This is a genomic window from Pantoea sp. UBA5035 (assembly GCF_002415245.1).
Taxonomy (GTDB): Bacteria; Pseudomonadota; Gammaproteobacteria; order Enterobacterales; family Enterobacteriaceae; genus Pantoea; species Pantoea septica.
In genome coordinates, this window is record NZ_DICD01000028.1 from 256,838 (window position 1) to 272,915 (window position 16,078).

13 protein-coding genes are annotated in these 16,078 nt (G+C 57.6%); 3 read left to right on the plus strand and 10 right to left on the minus strand.

The genetic code is table 11. The features are described 5' to 3' along the window. Positions 1-5 precede the first annotated feature (5 nt). The 3 genes from B3229_RS20450 to puuD are packed head-to-tail and all read right to left on the minus strand — an operon-like array spanning position 6 to position 2,626. Positions 6-1,283, minus strand: a complete 1,278-nt coding sequence (locus B3229_RS20450) for an NAD(P)/FAD-dependent oxidoreductase (RefSeq protein ID WP_286873936.1) — start codon at positions 1,281-1,283, stop codon at positions 6-8. A 24-nt stretch (positions 1,284-1,307) separates the two neighbouring features. Beyond that, positions 1,308-1,865: an HTH-type transcriptional regulator PuuR gene (gene puuR, locus B3229_RS20455; protein WP_048785982.1), complete on the minus strand. Its 558-nt coding sequence runs from the start codon at positions 1,863-1,865 to the stop codon at positions 1,308-1,310. Continuing rightward, a complete protein-coding gene (puuD, locus tag B3229_RS20460; RefSeq protein ID WP_286873939.1) occupies positions 1,862-2,626 on the minus strand; it encodes a gamma-glutamyl-gamma-aminobutyrate hydrolase in 765 nt (254 codons plus the stop codon). The genes puuR and puuD overlap by 4 nt, the downstream gene beginning before the upstream one ends. Before the next feature lie 210 nt (positions 2,627-2,836). Here puuD and B3229_RS20465 point away from each other — a divergent pair, with 210 nt between their 5' ends. Continuing rightward, positions 2,837-4,252 (plus strand): glutamine synthetase family protein, encoded by a 1,416-nt coding sequence (locus tag B3229_RS20465; protein WP_286873941.1) that lies wholly within the window; start codon positions 2,837-2,839, stop codon positions 4,250-4,252. A gap of 349 nt (positions 4,253-4,601) precedes the next feature. Further along, positions 4,602-5,957, plus strand: coding sequence for an APC family permease (locus tag B3229_RS20470; protein WP_033750099.1), 1,356 nt, complete (start codon positions 4,602-4,604; stop codon positions 5,955-5,957). A gap of 125 nt (positions 5,958-6,082) precedes the next feature. On the opposite strand, the gene B3229_RS20475 is transcribed toward B3229_RS20470, so the two are convergent. The 7 genes from B3229_RS20475 to sbcB form a co-directional block, all read right to left on the minus strand. Further along, positions 6,083-6,805: a fimbrial assembly chaperone gene (locus B3229_RS20475; protein ID WP_286873945.1), complete on the minus strand. Its 723-nt coding sequence runs from the start codon at positions 6,803-6,805 to the stop codon at positions 6,083-6,085. Continuing rightward, positions 6,771-8,099, minus strand: a complete 1,329-nt coding sequence (stbD, locus tag B3229_RS20480) for a fimbrial usher protein StbD (RefSeq protein WP_376747150.1) — start codon at positions 8,097-8,099, stop codon at positions 6,771-6,773. Before stbD ends, B3229_RS20475 begins: the two co-directional genes overlap by 35 nt. 4 nt (positions 8,100-8,103) lie before the next feature. Beyond that, complete coding sequence (locus B3229_RS20485; RefSeq protein ID WP_410477762.1) at positions 8,104-10,665, minus strand: fimbrial outer membrane usher protein; 2,562 nt, start codon at positions 10,663-10,665, stop codon at positions 8,104-8,106. Next, entirely contained in the window at positions 10,637-11,386 is a 750-nt protein-coding gene (locus B3229_RS20490; RefSeq protein WP_312058238.1) for a fimbria/pilus periplasmic chaperone, read from the minus strand. The genes B3229_RS20485 and B3229_RS20490 overlap by 29 nt, the downstream gene beginning before the upstream one ends. 61 nt (positions 11,387-11,447) lie before the next feature. Then, complete coding sequence (locus B3229_RS20495; RefSeq protein WP_286873956.1) at positions 11,448-11,993, minus strand: fimbrial protein; 546 nt, start codon at positions 11,991-11,993, stop codon at positions 11,448-11,450. 20 nt (positions 11,994-12,013) lie between these two features. After that, positions 12,014-12,628, minus strand: a complete 615-nt coding sequence (locus B3229_RS20500; RefSeq protein WP_286873958.1) for a helix-turn-helix transcriptional regulator — start codon at positions 12,626-12,628, stop codon at positions 12,014-12,016. A 675-nt stretch (positions 12,629-13,303) separates the two neighbouring features. Beyond that, complete coding sequence (sbcB, locus tag B3229_RS20505) at positions 13,304-14,728, minus strand: exodeoxyribonuclease I (protein ID WP_082170607.1); 1,425 nt, start codon at positions 14,726-14,728, stop codon at positions 13,304-13,306. A 175-nt stretch (positions 14,729-14,903) separates the two neighbouring features. On the opposite strand from sbcB, the gene dacD reads away from it, so the two are divergent. Further along, positions 14,904-16,067, plus strand: a complete 1,164-nt coding sequence (gene dacD / locus B3229_RS20510; protein ID WP_193390101.1) for a serine-type D-Ala-D-Ala carboxypeptidase DacD — start codon at positions 14,904-14,906, stop codon at positions 16,065-16,067. Positions 16,068-16,078: the final 11 nt, after the last annotated feature.

The following is a 16,078-nucleotide window of genomic DNA, read 5'->3' on the forward strand; positions in this document are numbered from 1 at the left end:
GCCGCTCAGACGCCGAGCCGGTCGCGCAGCGCATACCAGGCGGCGCCCATGGCGGTCAGCGGCACTTTAAAGCGCCGTCCGCCGGGGAAGGGCAGGTGCGGCAGCTTCGCGAAGGCGTCGAAGCGCTCCGCATCGCCGCGCAGCGCTTCGCAAATCAGCTTGCCGGCAAGGTGCGTGCAGGTGACGCCGTGGCCGCTGTCGCCCTGCATAAAATAGACGTTATTCTCCAGCCGTCCGAACTGCGGCAGCCGTGACAGCGTCAGCAGGAAGTTGCCGCTCCAGCGGTAGCTGAAGGCGAGATCGCGCAGCTGCGGAAAGGTGCGCAGCAGTTTGGGGCGGATCAGCGCCTCGATGTCGCCGGGATCGCGCGCGCCGTAGACCACGCCGCCGCCGTAGAGCAGCCGGTTATCCGCCGTCAGGCGGAAATAGTCGAGCAGATAGTTACAGTCCTCGACGCAGTGATTATTCGGCAGCAGCGCCAGCGCGCGATCGCGGCTCAGCGGCTCGCTGGCGAGGATCTGCGATCCGCACGCCATGCTGTTGCGCGTCAGGCGCGGCTCCAGCTGCGACGGCAGATAGGCGTTGCCGGCGAAAATCACGAAGGTGGCGTTTACCTCGCCGTGCTCGGTTTTCACCCGATTGGGCGCGCCGTAGGTCAGCGCCGTCGCGGCGGAGCGTTCATAGATGCGCCCGCCGTGACGACGGATCGCCTCGGCTTCGCCCAGCGCCAGATTGAGCGGATGCAGGTGGCCGCCGCGTCGATCCAGCAGGCCGCCGACGTAGCGCTCGGTGGCGATTTCGCGCCGGATGCCGCGCTCGTCGAGCAGCTCCAGATCCTGGTTGCCGTACTTTTCCCACAGCCGCTGCTGGCGACGCAGATGATTCATCTGGCGCGGGTTAAGCGCAGCGAAGATATTGCCGGGCCGGTAGTCGCAGGCGATGGCGTAACGGTCGATGCGGTCGCGTATTATCTCCGCGCCCTCGAACATCATGCTGCCGAGCATGCGCGCGCTCTCGTTGCCGTAGCGCTGTTCGATGACGTCCACGTCGCGGCTGTAGGAGTTGACCACCTGTCCGCCGTTGCGCCCGCTGGCGCCGAAGCCGACGCGCGCCGCCTCCAGCACCACCACGTCATAGCCCGCCTCGGTGAGGTAGAGCGCGGCGGAAAGGCCGGTAAAGCCCGCGCCGATGATGCAGACGTCGCACTGGATGCTCTCCTGCAGCGTCGGCCAGGGCGTATGGTCGTTGGCGGTCGCCGCGTAGTAGCTTTCAACATGTTTCATCTCAACCTCCTGCCTGCGAATGCGTCAGAAATTAGCGGGCGTATGGGCGCTGACGATACGGCAGGGCTGCGCCGAGAGATTGGTGAAGCTGTGCGGCAGCCCGGTATCGATCACATAACTTTCGCCCGCGTTAAGGTGGTAGCTTTGTCCGTTGACCACCAGGGTGATCTCTCCCTCCAGCAGCGTCCCGGTCTCTTCGCCCGGATGACGCAGCTTTTCGCCGGTGCTGGCGCCGGGCTGATAGGTCTCCAGCAGCATGCCGAGCGAGCGCTTCGCCTGGCCGTTATCCACCAGCTTCAGCGACACGCCCTGGCTGCCGATCTCCACCAGATCTTCTGGCCTGACGATCACCTTTGGCGCGTCATGGTGTTTGGGTTCGGAGAAGAACTCCGACAGCGACAGCCCATACACCTTTAACAGCTTTTGCAGCGTGCTGACCGCCGGACTCACCTTATCCTGTTCAATGGTGCTGATTGCGCTATGGGTTAAACCTGACAGTTCAGCGGCGCGGCGCTGAGACAATCCCAACTCTTGCCGGATTTGCGATAAGCGTCGTCCAGGCGCCAGAGCGGCATCGTTCATGGTGATTTTTCCTCGTGATAGTGCCGTGCGGCATGGATAAACCCCGCGAAAAGGGCGCGCGAGGCGTCGTTCTGTTCCGGCTGCCATTCGGAATGCCACTGCACCGCCAGGGCGAACGGATGGTGCCGCAGGCTGACCGCTTCGATCAGGCCGTCCGGCGCGCGCGCCTCGATGCGCAGCTGCGGCCCCGTTTCACGGATGCCCTGATGATGCAGCGAATTGACCGCCAGGATAGCCTCGCCGCCCAGCAGAGAGGCGAGCAGGCCGTCCGCTTCGGGAAAGATGTCGTGCGCCGGGGCGTACTGCTCGCTCAGCGGTAGCGTCGCCTCTGCATGATGCGGCAGCCCGGTTTTACGCTGGTCGAGATCGCGCCACAGCGCGCCGCCGTTGGCTACCACCAGCTCCTGCATGCCGCGGCAGATGCCGAATAGCGGCATCCTGCGGCTGGTGGCCCAGGTAATCAGGGCGAAGGCGAGCCGGTCACGGCCGGGATCGGCGTGCGGCTCGCTGCCCGCTTCGCCGTAGTGCCAGGGTTCGATATTGCTGGTGCTGCCGGTGAGCAACACGCCGTCGAGCGTCGCCAGCGCCTGCTCCAGCAGATGAGGCGTCGCACAGAGCTGCTGTGGCAGGGCAAGCGGCACGCCGCCCGCCTGGGTTATCGCCGTCAGATATTTGTTATGCACCGACTGAGTGAGATGGCCATCGTGATCAATCTGGCACATCGCTACGCCGATCAAAGGGTTGTTAAAAATAATGCCCATCTCATTCCTCGACTCGCCGTTCAAAAAATTCACCGATCGGGCCCGCAGCGGGTAAAAAGCGTGCAATATTTTTTCAATCTAGCAATGCGCTGTTTGTTTCTCAAACAGATTTGTTACATTTGCACACTTTTTGTGTTGGCGCTATGTTAGAGGAGTGGCTGTTATTTTGAGCATTGCGCAAACCAATCAACGGTAGAAGGCGGGTGGGATATGACGAACCTCGTGGAAGTAGAAGACTTCACGCGTCACAGTGAAGAGAGACGAACCAGCGCGTTCCAGCTTGAAGTGAAAAACTGGCTGGAACGCCATCCTGAAACGCAGTATGTCGATATTTTATTAAATGATTTAAACGGCGTCTTTCGCGGCAAACGCATCCCGATAGCCGCGCTGGCGAAGCTGGAAAAAGGGTGTTATTTCCCCGCCTCGGTTTTCGCTATGGATATCCTCGGCAATACCGTCGAAGAAGCTGGCCTCGGGCAATCTCTTGGCGAACCTGACAACCTCTGCATACCGGTTCCCGGCACCTTAGTTCCCTCTGCTTCCGATCCTGCGCGCATCGCTCAGCTGCTGTTGACCATGTGCAACCAAGATGGCACTCCCTTTGACGTTGAACCCCGCAATGTCCTGAACCGGCTGTGGCAGCAGCTGCGCAACCGAGGACTCTTTCCGGTGGTAGCGGTAGAGCTGGAGTTCTATCTGGTTGACAAGGCCCGCGACGCCGAGGGCTATATTCAGCCGCCGTGCGCGCCTGGCAGCAGTGAACGCAATATGCAGAGCCAGGTCTACTCGGTGGATAATCTCGATCACTTCGGCGCGGTGCTGCGCGATATCGACGCGCTGGCGCGCCAGCAGAACATTCCCGCCGACGGCGCGCTGGCGGAAGCCTCGCCCGGCCAGTTTGAGATCAACCTGCACCATACCCGCGACGTGCTGAGCGCCTGCGACCACGCGGTACAGCTTAAAAGGCTGATCCGTCAGGTGGCGGAGAACCACGGCATGACCGCCACCTTTATGGCCAAACCCTATGAAGAGTACGCGGGCAGCGGCATGCACGTGCATATCAGCATGCTGGACGCCGCCGATCACAACGCCTTCGCCGCCGATGACGGCAGCGACTCGGCGCTGCTGAAGCGCGCGCTGGCGGGCATGCTCGACCTGATGCCCGCCTCGATGGCGCTGCTGGCGCCCAACGTCAACGCCTATCGACGCTTCGTGCCGGACGCCTACGTGCCGCTGCAGGCGTCGTGGGGCCACAACAACCGCACCGTGGCGCTGCGCATCCCCTGCGGCGACGTGGAGAACCACCGCGTCGAGTACCGGGTCGCAGGCGCGGACGCCAACCCCTATCTGGTGATGTCGGCGATTCTGGCGGGTATTTTGCACGGTCTGGATACCGCGCTGCCGCTGCCGCAGCCGGTTCAGGGCAACGGTCATGAGGCGGAAGGCATCCCGCTGCCGGTGCGTCAGAGCGAAGCGCTGTTCGAATTTGAAAGCAGCTTTCCGCTGCAAAAGCTGCTGGGCGAGCGTTTCGGCGCGGTGTGGCACAGCTGTAAGCGCCACGAGATGATGCAGTTCGAGCGGCTGGTCACCGCCACGGAGATCGACTGGATGCTCAAAAACGCCTGAGAAAAAAGTCGCTATACTTATCAGCAGGTCTTGTGTTTTTCCCGCGTTTTGGGGCAAAATACGCGGCCTGCAAAATTCCGAATATAACCGATGCTTTTAAGAGCCTCGGTTATTTTTTTTGCATGTACTTAACCGATTCGCATGAGGCCGGGCGCGCCCGGATAGATACACGTTAAAAAACGCGCAAGCGTACGAACTGAGGATACAAAGATGGGGATGTTATTCATTCAGCCAGCCCGCGCTGGCTCTCGTTTCCGTGATGACTACGGCGCCGCGCAGGCTCATAACGCCGCCTTCCTCGCTCCCGTGATGCAATCCAGTCAGGTTGCAGCTCAGGGAGGTCTGAAACATGTCGCTTGATACCTCAGCACCACAGCGTGCCCACCTGAAAAAATCTCTGACCCTGCTTCCGGTCGTCATGATTGGCCTTGCCTACATGCAGCCGATGACCCTGTTTGATACCTTCGGTATCGTGTCGGGTCTGACCAGCGGTCACGTCGCCACCGCCTACGCCTTTGCGCTGATTGCGATTCTGTTTACCGCCGTAAGCTACGGTAAGCTGGTACGCCGCTTCCCATCTGCGGGCTCCGCTTATACCTACGCTCAGAAGGCGATCAGTCCGCACGTCGGCTTTATGGTCGGTTGGTCATCCCTGCTGGACTACCTGTTCATGCCGATGATCAACATTCTGCTGGCGAAAAACTATTTCGAAGCGCTGGTGCCGGGCATTCCGTCATGGATCTTCGTGGTGCTGCTGGTGGCCTTTATGACGATGTCCAACCTGCGCGGCATTAAAACCGTGGCCAACTTTAACAGCGTGATCGTGGTGCTGCAGGTTGTGGTGATGATCGGGATTACCGGCATGGTGATTTACGGCGTGGCGCACGGCGAAGGCGCGGGCACGCTCACCAGCTCGCAGCCGTTCTGGTCCCCAGACGCCCATGTGGTGCCGATGATTACCGGCGCGACTATCCTCTGTTTCTCGTTCCTGGGCTTTGACGGCATCAGCTCGCTGTCGGAAGAGACCAAAGACGCGGAGCGCACTATTCCGCGCGCGATTTTCCTGACGGCGCTGATCGGCGGCCTGATCTTTATCGTGGCCTCCTACTTCTTGCAGCTCTATTTCCCGGATATCTCGCGCTTCAAGGATCCCGATTCGTCGCAGCCGGAAATCATGCTGTACGTGGCGGGCCATGTGCTGCAATTCGGCATCCTGATCTTCTCGGTGGTAACCGTGCTGGCATCAGGTATGGCGGCGCATGCCGGCGTGTCGCGTCTGATGTACGTGATGGGCCGTGACGGCGTCTTCCCGGAGCGCTTCTTCGGCTATATCCATCCGAAATGGCGTACGCCGTCGCTGAACGTACTGCTGGTCGGCGCCGTGGCGCTGATGGCGATCCGTTTCGACCTGGTGACCGCGACAGCGCTGGTGAACTTCGGCGCGCTGGTGGCCTTTACCTTTGTTAACCTCTCGGTGATCGCCCAGTTCTGGATCCGCGAGAAGCGTAACCGCACGCTGCGCGACCATATCAACTATCTGGTGCTGCCGGTGCTCGGCGCGCTGACGGTTGGCGCGCTGTGGATTAACCTGGAAGAGAGCTCGATGGTGCTGGGCCTGATTTGGGCCGCCGTGGGGATTGTTTACCTCGCGTTCGTCACCCGCAGCTTCCGTAATCCGGTGCCGCAGTACAGCGAAGAAGTGTAATTCGTCTGCTGCGAAAAAAGGGTGAGGCGCAAGCCTCACCCTTTTTTTATTGCCACTTTCCACTCTTGCTTCGCCTGCGCCAGCGCCTGTCTGTCTTTGCGCGGCGGCGATGAGCTGCATACTGGTCAGGAGGCGGTGATCGCCCCCAGGTAGCGCACCGGATTGCCGTTATCGTTCAACACCTCGAAGCTGACCTTCTCGCCGGGCGTAAGGGGTGCGGTCAGCGGAATGGTCTGCTGAGACTGCGGTGCAACCACCACGTCATCTACGCGCAGCTTATCGCCGACGCGCAGCCGCATATTCATAAACCAGGGCTGCGGATTCTCTATTTTCAGCGAATTGCCCTGCGCGACGAAACGCAGCTTTTGCACCTCTTCGGCACGCGGGGCGGCTACGCCGGCCGGCCGGATAAAGATCTTCAGCCGGATGCGCAGCGGCAGAACGACTTTTCTCTCCGCCTTCTCCGACGATTTCGCCAGCGCCGGAATCTGATAAATGTTCAGCCAGTAGAGGCTCTCTTTGTCGGGCGCGAGCTGCGCTTTGCTGGTCAGCATAATGCGCACCGCACGCAGCTCGCCCGGGTACATTTTCACCACGGGCGGCAGCGCGATCAGCGGCGTTTTACTGATATCGGGCGAAAGCATCATGTCTCCCTCGTCGCTCCATATCTGCACGATAACCGGATTTTCCTGCCCGTTTTTCAGGTTGAGCGTCTGGCTTATTTCACCTTCGTTGAAAATAAGACGCGTTTTATCCACGTTGACCACTGCCTGCGCCTGAAAAACCAGCAGCGGAGCGATAAGCGCCAGCGCCTTACTGAAAACTGACCACGACCTGTAACTGCGCATTCACCGTTCCTGCTGTAATTGTTTGTCCGCTTATCGCTTCGAGGGAAGCGATAAAATCGCCGCTGTAAATATCGCTCACGCCGGAAGAGACCAGCGAGGTTAAATCTTTATAGGCATACCAGCCGCGGCTGTTTCCCGTGCCGGTGGTCGAGAGATCGGGCAGCAGGTTGATAGCGGCGCCGTTGGCGTCATAGATTTTGATGCCGACGCCCGAGGCGACGCCGCTGCTGCCGTAGCGGGTATCGAGCAGCCACGTCAGGCCGCCGCCGGAGGTGGTCAACCCCAGTTGAGTCGCCTGCGCGACGGCGTGAGGCTGATTGACCAGAAAACCCATCGACACATTGGCCGAGCTGCTGGTTGAGGTGGCGGTGCTGGAAACCGCGCCCGACTCGCACTGCACCGACACGCTGAAGGGCGCCTGGCTGCTGTTGCCGGCGGCGAGCGCGCCGACGCTGATGGTTGGAAGCAGCACCACTGACGGATAGTCTTTCACCTCGCACAGCGCACCGCGCACGTAAGTCACGTTTTTATAGGTGCTCCAGGCGCCGGGCCAATAGGTGTACCAGCCGTTCCAGTTAGTCGCGCTATCCTGGCCGTCCGCCAGACTGTCGGTGCTTAACCCTGGGCCTTTAAAGGCGATATAGCCGCGCGGCTGCGTCCAGGTATCGACATAGCGATTGGCGGCGCTGACGTAATAGCTGGTGGAGCTGATTTTAAACATCTCATACAGCACGTTGCTGAAGGCGCTGGCCGGAATATAGATATAGGTTCCGTCGCTGTACCAGCTGCTGGCGGTAAGCTGGCGTGATTTCCAGTAGCGGCTGTAGTACTCGCCGGTGGAGAGATTGGTCATACGCACGGCGACGTTTTTCGCCACGTCGTAGTAGGCGCCGTCGATTTCGCTGCTGACGTATTTGCCCGCGTAGGTGCTGTCGCCGTTAGTGGCGTACATCTCATACAGGCTGCCTGCGTCCTCCGCCGCGCAGCGAAAGAGGATCTGGTTGGGGGAATAGGGCGCGTTGCTGGCGGCGGCGAGAAACGACCCCATGGCGCTGGCCAGCAGAGTGCCCGCCGGCTGAAAAGTGGTACCACTGTTGATGCTGATCACCGACGGCAGCCCGATATTGCCGGAGCAGGTATCGCATGCGCCGGTCCAGGAGGCGGCGGTGTAGCCCGCCGCAATCGCCTCCGCTGAGAGCGAAGAGGTGCTGGTCACCTTGATACAGTTCGCCCAGAGCGGAGCGGGGGATAAGACGAGCAGCGTAAGCGCCAGCAGAGTCTGTTTTAGCCTCATCATATTACTCCTTCCTGCATGACCCATTGAGAGGGATAAGATCTGATTGCTGACGTCCGGTAATCTGGTAGGTGACCAGGCAGACGCTTTTCTGGTTATTCCAGCTCACCTTCAGCGTGCCGGAGTCGTGGGGCACGCGCGCGTATAGCTGGCCACCCTGGCCCACCACGCCCACCAGCACCTTCTCGGCATCGCGCACTTCCGCGCCCATCGGCGGCGTCTCGCCATCCGTCGTGGCAAGGGAGATAAGCACCGCTTTACCTCTGAGCGTGGCGAAACTGACGCGACTGACGGCGCCGGCATAGGGCACGACCCGCTGGCTGCCGCCGCTAAGTTCGGTATCGGCGCGCATCTTGAGCGTGTCGAGGCTGACGGTGTTTTCACGATAGGGCGTCAGCGAGGGCAGAATGGCGTAGCCGAAACGATCGATCACCGCGCCCTGACCGTTGCGCACCACCGCGCCTTGCGCGCCTTCCGCATGGATCAGCGCAAAGGTGTCGCTGGCGTAGGGGCCAGCCGTGACGCCGCCGCTATGGATCAACAGCGTGCCTGAGGCGCCTAATCCCACCTGGCGATAATCATTGCCCTGGCCATAGCTGGCGCGCAGCGCGCCGATGCGGGTGTTTTGCTGCAGGTTGCCGCCGAAAGAGGTCGCCTCGGCGTCAGTGCCGTTGCGGTAACTATCGCGACCGGCGTAGAGCGAATAGCTAAAGTCGCGCTGTTCGCCCGCGGAACCGGTCAGCGATACCGTAGAGGAGCGGTTCTGTTTCGACTGGTTGTAGTTATAAGCCACCGAGGCGAGCCCTTTGCCCCAGTCGAGCGGCACGGAAATATTCAGGGAAACCGTATTCTCCGTGTATTTCTGACGGCGGCTCTGATCGTCATTGTCGCGGATATCGAACGCGCTGCGGCTTATCCACGCGGTACGCTGGCGCGCCACGTTGAGGCTATAGCTGATATTGCGCCAGCTGTTGTTGTAGCCAAGCTGAAGCTGTGAAATGCGCGACTGATTATTGTAATAGTCGGCGGTGCTGGCGCTCAGGCTGAATAGTCCATAATCGCCAGCCGACTGGCTCAGCGTCGCCGACAGGCGATTGCGCTGGTGCAGCGAATCGGAGTAGTAGTGAATACCCGCCTGCTGCTCGCGCCGCACGCCCAGCACATCCTGCAGATCGCGGAAGCCGCTGGTAGAGTAGCGCCAGGCGGCCAGCACCAGGTTGGTACCGGTTTGAAAGGTTTTGCTGTAGCTCAGCTCCGCGCGCCAGCCTGATGTGCGTGCGTTATTCTCCGCCTTCGCCTGAGAGTAGGTGGTGTTGACGCCGATAGCGCCAGCCTGCGTCGCCCAGACGCCACCCAGCAGCCAGGCCTGATAATCTTCCGCCAGCCTTGAGCCGAGCGTCGCGGTCAGGCTGTTGCTGACGCCGCGCTGCACAATACCCTCGAAAAAGCGGTTCTGCACCGCGTAGTACTGGCGAACCCGGCCCAGCGCCAGCGAGTAGCGCCAGTTGCCGGGGCGCACCGAATCCGGCACCGACGAGTAGGGTACGGTGAAGGAAGAGGTTTTGCCGTTCGCTTCGGTGACCTCAACCTCCAGGTCGCCCTGATTACGCGTGTTATAGAGATCGTCAATCACAAACGGACCCGGCGGCACGCTGGTTTCATAGATCACGTTGTTAAGCTGTCTCACTACGACGCGCGCGTTTGACGTGGCGATGCCGTGAATTTCAGGAGCATAACCTCTGCGGCCCTGCGGCCACATGCGTTCATCGGTGGCGAGACGAATGCCGTTAAACGCCAGACTGCCGAAGAGCGAGCTGTCGGTATAGTTATCCCCGATTGAAATCAAACTGTTCATGCTTTCAATGGGATGCTGCACCCAGCTGCGGACGCTGTTGTAATGGTAACGGCCGCCCTCGGTGCTGCTGCTGAGATAGCGTAAATTGCCCTGATGGCGCAGCTGCCAGCTGTCGAGGTTGGTGCCCGCCGTAATGCCGCTCCATAAATATTGATAGCGATAGTGGGCGCTGCTGTTTTCCGTCCAGGTGTAGTTGGTATTGTGGCGAATAAACAGCGCGCTGATGCCCTTATCCCACTGCGAGGGCGGAATATAGCCGCGCGGCGTTCTATGCAGGGCGGAGAGTGGAACAGTCAGCTGCAGGCGCAGCGCGGCGGGATCGAACGCCCATTTTCCCGCCGGTATCCAGACAGAAAGGGGCGCGCAACTTTCGCTCGACGCCTGCGCCTTGTTCAGCTTGATTTGCATCATTTCGATCAGCGAAAGAGGCAGGCAGGGAACCGCATTTTTCTCTTTTTCCGCAGCGATAAATTTCAGCTTCACTCCGGATTTGACCAACTGATTATTTAACCAGACATCGACCAGATAATCACCGGCCGGAATGGCCTCATGATTAAACTGCTCGATGTTTTGTCCAAACGCGGATCCTTTAAAAAGCGAAGAGTCGAAATAAAAATCATCACAATATCCCGGCATGCAAAAAGAAGCGGATACACCTAAAACGAAAAAGTTAAATTTAACGTTACTGGGAATTAACCGCAAAATCTTCACTTAGTCTTGCTCCCTGATCGTTTATCGCGGCGAGGGTTACCGTGCCTGCGCCCTGCAAGCGTTGTTTACCATTACTGAACCAGAATATTTTTTTAGCGTACGGTGCAACCATCTGCGCTTCGGCGGAAAGTCTCTTTCCCGCTATTTTTAGCGACAGCGAAACCAGCGAGAGATGCCAGGGCTGAGCGTTATTAACTTCAATGCCGCTGCCTTTTTTGCTGTCAAAGAAATAGTTAACCTGTACGCCTTTAAGAATATTTTCAGGGTTGCCAATCCCCGTCGGGCGATAAAATAATTTCACCCTGTTGCGTAGCATCACCGTCATGGCATTTTGTTTGCTCTCTGCGCCGCGTGTAGAGGGCGGAATTTGCAAATTGTTAAACCAAAATAGTGATTCGCGATCCTGCGGCAGCGATGAGGTGCCGTTAAAAATTATGCGTGCGATTTGTCCCGCTTTCGGCTGAATACGGAAAACTGGCGGCGTAATAATAAAAGGCGTGTCGCTCTTTTGCTGAGGAAGAGAATTAATATCCCCACTGTCAAACCATGCCTGAATAATATAGGGGAAGTCATCGTTATTTTTAAACTGAACGTCTACGGAAGCCGCCTGTGCCGGATAAATAATTCGGCTTCCCAGCATGGTGACGCTACCCTGCGCGGTAGATACCATAACAAGCAGCATGCTAATGCTGAGCAGCGCAGACCTGACAAGAGAAAACATACTCAGAATCTCACTAATAAACGGTGCGTGCCGATCCATTCAGCACGCACCGGTTTAGATATTACTGATAGGTAACGGCGTACTGCAGCGAGGCGGTCACTGTACCCGCGGTTGCGGCGCCGGTGGCATAGTACTGCGCGTTATAAGTCGCAGAAGCTTCCGTTTCGTCGATCCCCAGCGTCAGATCGCCGCTGCCGGTGTAGCCGCCAGTGAGGTTGATGACGGCATCTTTGGTATCCAGCAGCTGCACTTCGACGTTTTTGGCCGTGCCGGTATTGAGCAGGTTGCCGCTTGAGCTGACGTTATTGCCGACAAACACCGTAGAGACCTTGGTTGAAGCGGTGCTGCTGCCGGTACAGCCGGTCAAGCCCACGGTAAAGCTGGTCTGGCCGGCGGTTGCGCCGCTGGTCGCCAGATCTTTTTTACTGACGGTAGGCATCAGCACCACTGGCGAGGCGGCGTTGCCGTTTACCGCGACCGAACAGGTTTCGTCGGAGACTTCGCCCTGGAAATTAATGGTGTTTTCTGACGCGGCAAGCGCAGAAGTGGACAACAGTAAACCGCCAAGAAGCAGTGCCAGCGGTGATTTAGTAATTTGAGTCTTCATAATATAATCCTTTGTACTCATTAGCCCGAAAGCAGTTGATTAAGGCTGCGCCCGGTTTTTCTGCGAACGGATTCTTTGATGTTGTAGATTTTTTTAACGTCGAGATTCATTTTTTTCGCTATTAATGAAAGTGAATATCCATTTACCGCCAGATCCAGAAAAATGACCTCTTCTCTGGAAAGCGCATTCACTTTTTTGCTGGCCACTCCTCCTTTTAAACCATAATAATAGAAATTAATTTGCTTCTTGATTTTCTCTATGGAGATTCCGCAGTAGATGACGGAATAAACGCTGCCATTCTTGCCCCAGTAGGCAGCCAGCGGACCCATTGGCCGATCGCTGACGATAATAATGCTCAAGCCTGTCGACTTCAGATAATCGAGCCAGTTGTTATTGGTAAAATAGCGCAGGCGATGCACTGAAAAGTCGACAAATATACATCCTTTACAGAATACGGTTTCGTAACGTCCTGCCACGAGGGAGAGCACCCCTTTTTTCAGGTAGTGATTGCCGTCAGGCCATATTGCTATTTTCTGTATGGGACATCGATTAATAACTTCATTATTACGATTTATTAGCTGGCAGCCATATTTGCAGCTGGCGCAGCAAAGATCCTCTCTGGTGATGTTTCTCATAAGCTGATTTATCCGCTTGCTAAGAGAGTTGATACTATCCTGGCAGCTTATTCCTTCTGTTTCAATAAGTTAAAAAGAATGCACACATTGATAGTTAAGAATAATCTTAAGTGGTTCAACGGTAAATCAGTGAAAAAATCATTGAGTTTTCTCAACTTGGTTCGTTTAATTTTTTAATTTAGTTCTTAAGGGTTAGGAATGCTCTTTCTCTCTTAGGAATAATCAGGAAATCAGACTGTTTAGATCAATAAAAATTCCGCACTATTTGCTAAAAATAAACGCAGGAGGTGATGATATGACGGCGAGGCTAAGGTCCCTGGAAATGCGTGATGTTGAATATCGGCTAATTACCAATAAATAAATTTAAATATAAAGTATGGAAGCTAATAGTTGCCTTTATAAACCTCCTGCGCGGGTTGCGATATTTATACTGTTGCGAATAAGAATATTCTTACATTTTATCTGCCGCTGCTTTTATCTTTAAATGTCCCTGCTAATTTCGTTAACTAATATAGCTAAATGGGAAAAAATATGATTTAAGCCGTTGGTTTAATGTTTGGGATAAGGTTAAAAAGAATAAATTGAGAACAAGGTGTTGGCGGGCGATAAGCGAGGATAAAACAGCAGGGCAACGTGAAAAGCCGGCAGAGGCGATATCTCTGCCGGCGCGTCGCTTCAGGAAACCAGTTCCTGCGCGTAGAGATAAAGCGCTTTTAGCTGCGCCATCTTCTCTGCATCCCCTTCGTGCAGGCTTGCCAGCGACTCCAGCTCCAGCAAAAATGCCTGCACGCGCTCCGCGTTTAAGACTTCGCGACGGTGCTGCAGCCAGCGCTGCTGCTCGGCGTCATCCAGCGTGCCAGGGAAGTTGCGCGCGCGGTAGCGGAACAGCAGCTTCGCCACGCGCGCATCCTGGAAAGCGAGATCCATCGCCGGCAGGTTGGCGGGCGCGGTCTGACGCAGGATATTCATTCCTGCACGATCGGCGTCGCTAAAGAAGCCGTCATAGAGCTGCGCGTCGACATCGTCCGGCGCGGTAAAGGGCTCAGCCTCGGCGAACAGCGTGACCACTTTTTCACGCACTTCGGCATGCTGACGCAGCAGCGCCAGATTCGCCAGGCAGGCTTCACGATCGATACCCAGACGCGCCGCATCTTCCGGGCGCAGCGTGTTGGCGGGCGCCAGTACCGGGCACTTATTGATATGCACCAGCTTAATCGGCACCGACGCTTCATCGTCGGCCAGATCGCTTTTGCGCGTGTAGAGCCGCTCGCGCAGCGCATCCGCGTCCATCTCCAGCAGCGGCGTCATATCGCCCGCAAGATCGGCGACGATCAGCGCGTTGCGATTGTCCGGATGCCACGCCAGCGGCACGACCCAGCTGGTATTGCCGCGCGCCGCGCCGAACATGCCGGAGACGTGCACCAGCGGCTTCATCTGCGGAATGTCGATCAGCGTCATCAGCTTGTTTTTATTGCGATGCGTAAACAGGAACTCAAACAGCTTTGGCTGCTTCTCTTTCACCAGCTTCGCCATCGCCAGCGTGGCATGGACGTCCGACATGGCGTCATGCGCGTTTTCATGCGCCACGCCGTTGGCTTTGGTGAGGTGCTCCAGCCTGAAGCTGGGAAAACCGTCCTCATTTTCTGGCCAGACGATGCCGTCGGGACGCAGCGCGTAGCAGGCGCGCATCACATCGAGCAGATCCCAGCGCGAATTGCCGTTTTGCCAGCTCCAGCCATAGGGATCGAAAAAGTTGCGGTAGAAGATGTTGCGCGTGACTTCGTCATCGAAGCGCACATTGTTGTAGCCCACCACGCAGGTTTGCTCTTCGGTAAAGAGCGCATAGATTCGGGCGGCGAACTCCGCCTCCGATACGCCACGCGCGCGCGCGACCTGCGGCGTAATGCCGGTGATCATTACCGCTTCCGGCTGCGGCAGATAGTCGTCCGCGGGGCGGCAGTAGAAAATCTGCGGCTCCCCGACAGGGTTGAAATCGCTGTCGGTGCGCAGCGCGGCAAACTGCGCCGGACGATCCAGCGAGGGGCTTTTACCGAAGGTTTCGTAATCGTGAAACAGAAAAGTGCGTTCAGAGGCGGGCACGAGCATATCCTGTACTGAGAAAACAACGCACAGCATAGTCGCTTGCGTCGCGGGTCACAACTACGCCTGCGGGTGAGGCGGGCCGATCACATTTTTTTTCAATTTAATCAAACCTGTTTATGCCTTTTGCCGTAAAACGAGCCGCTGTTTTCCCCGTAACCTTGAGGATGAAGTGTTGAAAAGGCGTCTGTTGATCACTGTAACTGGAACTCTCTTTTTGGCTTCGCTGGCCCAGGCCGACGATATGCCGTTTCCCCTGACGCCACCGTCGATTGATGCCGCCTCCTGGGTACTGATGGACGCCACCACCGGACAGGTGCTGACCGCCGGCAATCCGGACGAGCGCCGCAACCCCGCCAGCCTGACCAAGCTGATGACCGGCTACGTGGTCGATCGCGCCATCGACGCGAAAAAAATCACCCGCGACGACGTGGTGACGGTCGGTAAAGACGCCTGGGCGGCGGGCAATCCGGTATTTAAAGGCTCTTCGCTGATGTTTATTAAGCCCGGCGACAAGATCACCGTGCGCGACCTCAGCCGCGGCGTCATCATCGACTCCGGCAACGACGCCTGCGTGGCACTGGCTGACTACGTGGCGGGCAGTCAGCAGAATTTCGTCAATATGATGAATCAGTACGTACAGAAGCTGGGCCTGACCAACACGCACTTCGAAACCGTGCACGGTCTCGATGCGCCGGGCCAGTTCTCCTCCGCGCGGGACATGGCGAAGCTGTCGCGCGCTATTATCAGCGGCGAACCCGATTTCTACGCCATGTACAGCGAGAAAACCCTCACCTGGAACGGCATCACGCAGAACAACCGCAACGGGCTGCTGTGGGACAACAATCTGCACGTCGACGGCCTGAAAACCGGCCATACCGAAACGGCGGGCTTCAATATCATCGCCTCCAACGTGGTCGGCCAGCATCGTCTGATCGCGGTGGTGATGGGCGGCAAAAGCCCGAAAGGGCGTGAAGAGCAGGCGCGCAAGCTGCTGGTATGGGGCCAGAACACCTTCGACACCGTGCAGCTGTTCCACGCGGGCAAGAAAATCGGCACCGAAAACGTCTGGTACGGCGCGCCGCACAGCGTCGCCGTCGGCACCGCTAACGACGTCTACCTGTCGCTGCCGCGCAGCGAGATCCAGAACGTGAAGGCCAAATATGTGATTAACCGTAAGGAGCTTGAGGCGCCGCTGAAAGCCAACGAAACCATCGGCGAGATTCAGGTGATCGATAAGGACAAACAGCTGGCGAGCTATCCGCTGGTCACGCTCTCAGCGGTAGAGAAAGCAGGCGTCTTCACGCGTATTCAGGACTACCTGAAGCAGAGGTTCTGACGGCAACAGGC

What these genes read in the sequence shown, in the direction of transcription:
- B3229_RS20450 (WP_286873936.1), bottom strand. Translation starts at nt 1,283, where the DNA reads ATGAAACATGTTGAAAGCTACTACGCGGCGACCGCCAACGACCATACG.
- B3229_RS20465 (WP_286873941.1), top strand. Translation starts at nt 2,837, where the DNA reads ATGACGAACCTCGTGGAAGTAGAAGACTTCACGCGTCACAGTGAAGAG.
- B3229_RS20490 (WP_312058238.1), bottom strand. Translation starts at nt 11,386, where the DNA reads ATGTTTTCTCTTGTCAGGTCTGCGCTGCTCAGCATTAGCATGCTGCTT.
- puuR (WP_048785982.1), bottom strand. Translation starts at nt 1,865, where the DNA reads ATGAACGATGCCGCTCTGGCGCCTGGACGACGCTTATCGCAAATCCGG.
- stbD (WP_376747150.1), bottom strand. Translation starts at nt 8,099, where the DNA reads ATGAGGCTAAAACAGACTCTGCTGGCGCTTACGCTGCTCGTCTTATCC.
- B3229_RS20470 (WP_033750099.1), top strand. Translation starts at nt 4,602, where the DNA reads ATGTCGCTTGATACCTCAGCACCACAGCGTGCCCACCTGAAAAAATCT.
- B3229_RS20475 (WP_286873945.1), bottom strand. Translation starts at nt 6,805, where the DNA reads ATGCGCAGTTACAGGTCGTGGTCAGTTTTCAGTAAGGCGCTGGCGCTT.
- B3229_RS20495 (WP_286873956.1), bottom strand. Translation starts at nt 11,993, where the DNA reads ATGAAGACTCAAATTACTAAATCACCGCTGGCACTGCTTCTTGGCGGT.
- B3229_RS20500 (WP_286873958.1), bottom strand. Translation starts at nt 12,628, where the DNA reads ATGAGAAACATCACCAGAGAGGATCTTTGCTGCGCCAGCTGCAAATAT.
- puuD (WP_286873939.1), bottom strand. Translation starts at nt 2,626, where the DNA reads ATGGGCATTATTTTTAACAACCCTTTGATCGGCGTAGCGATGTGCCAG.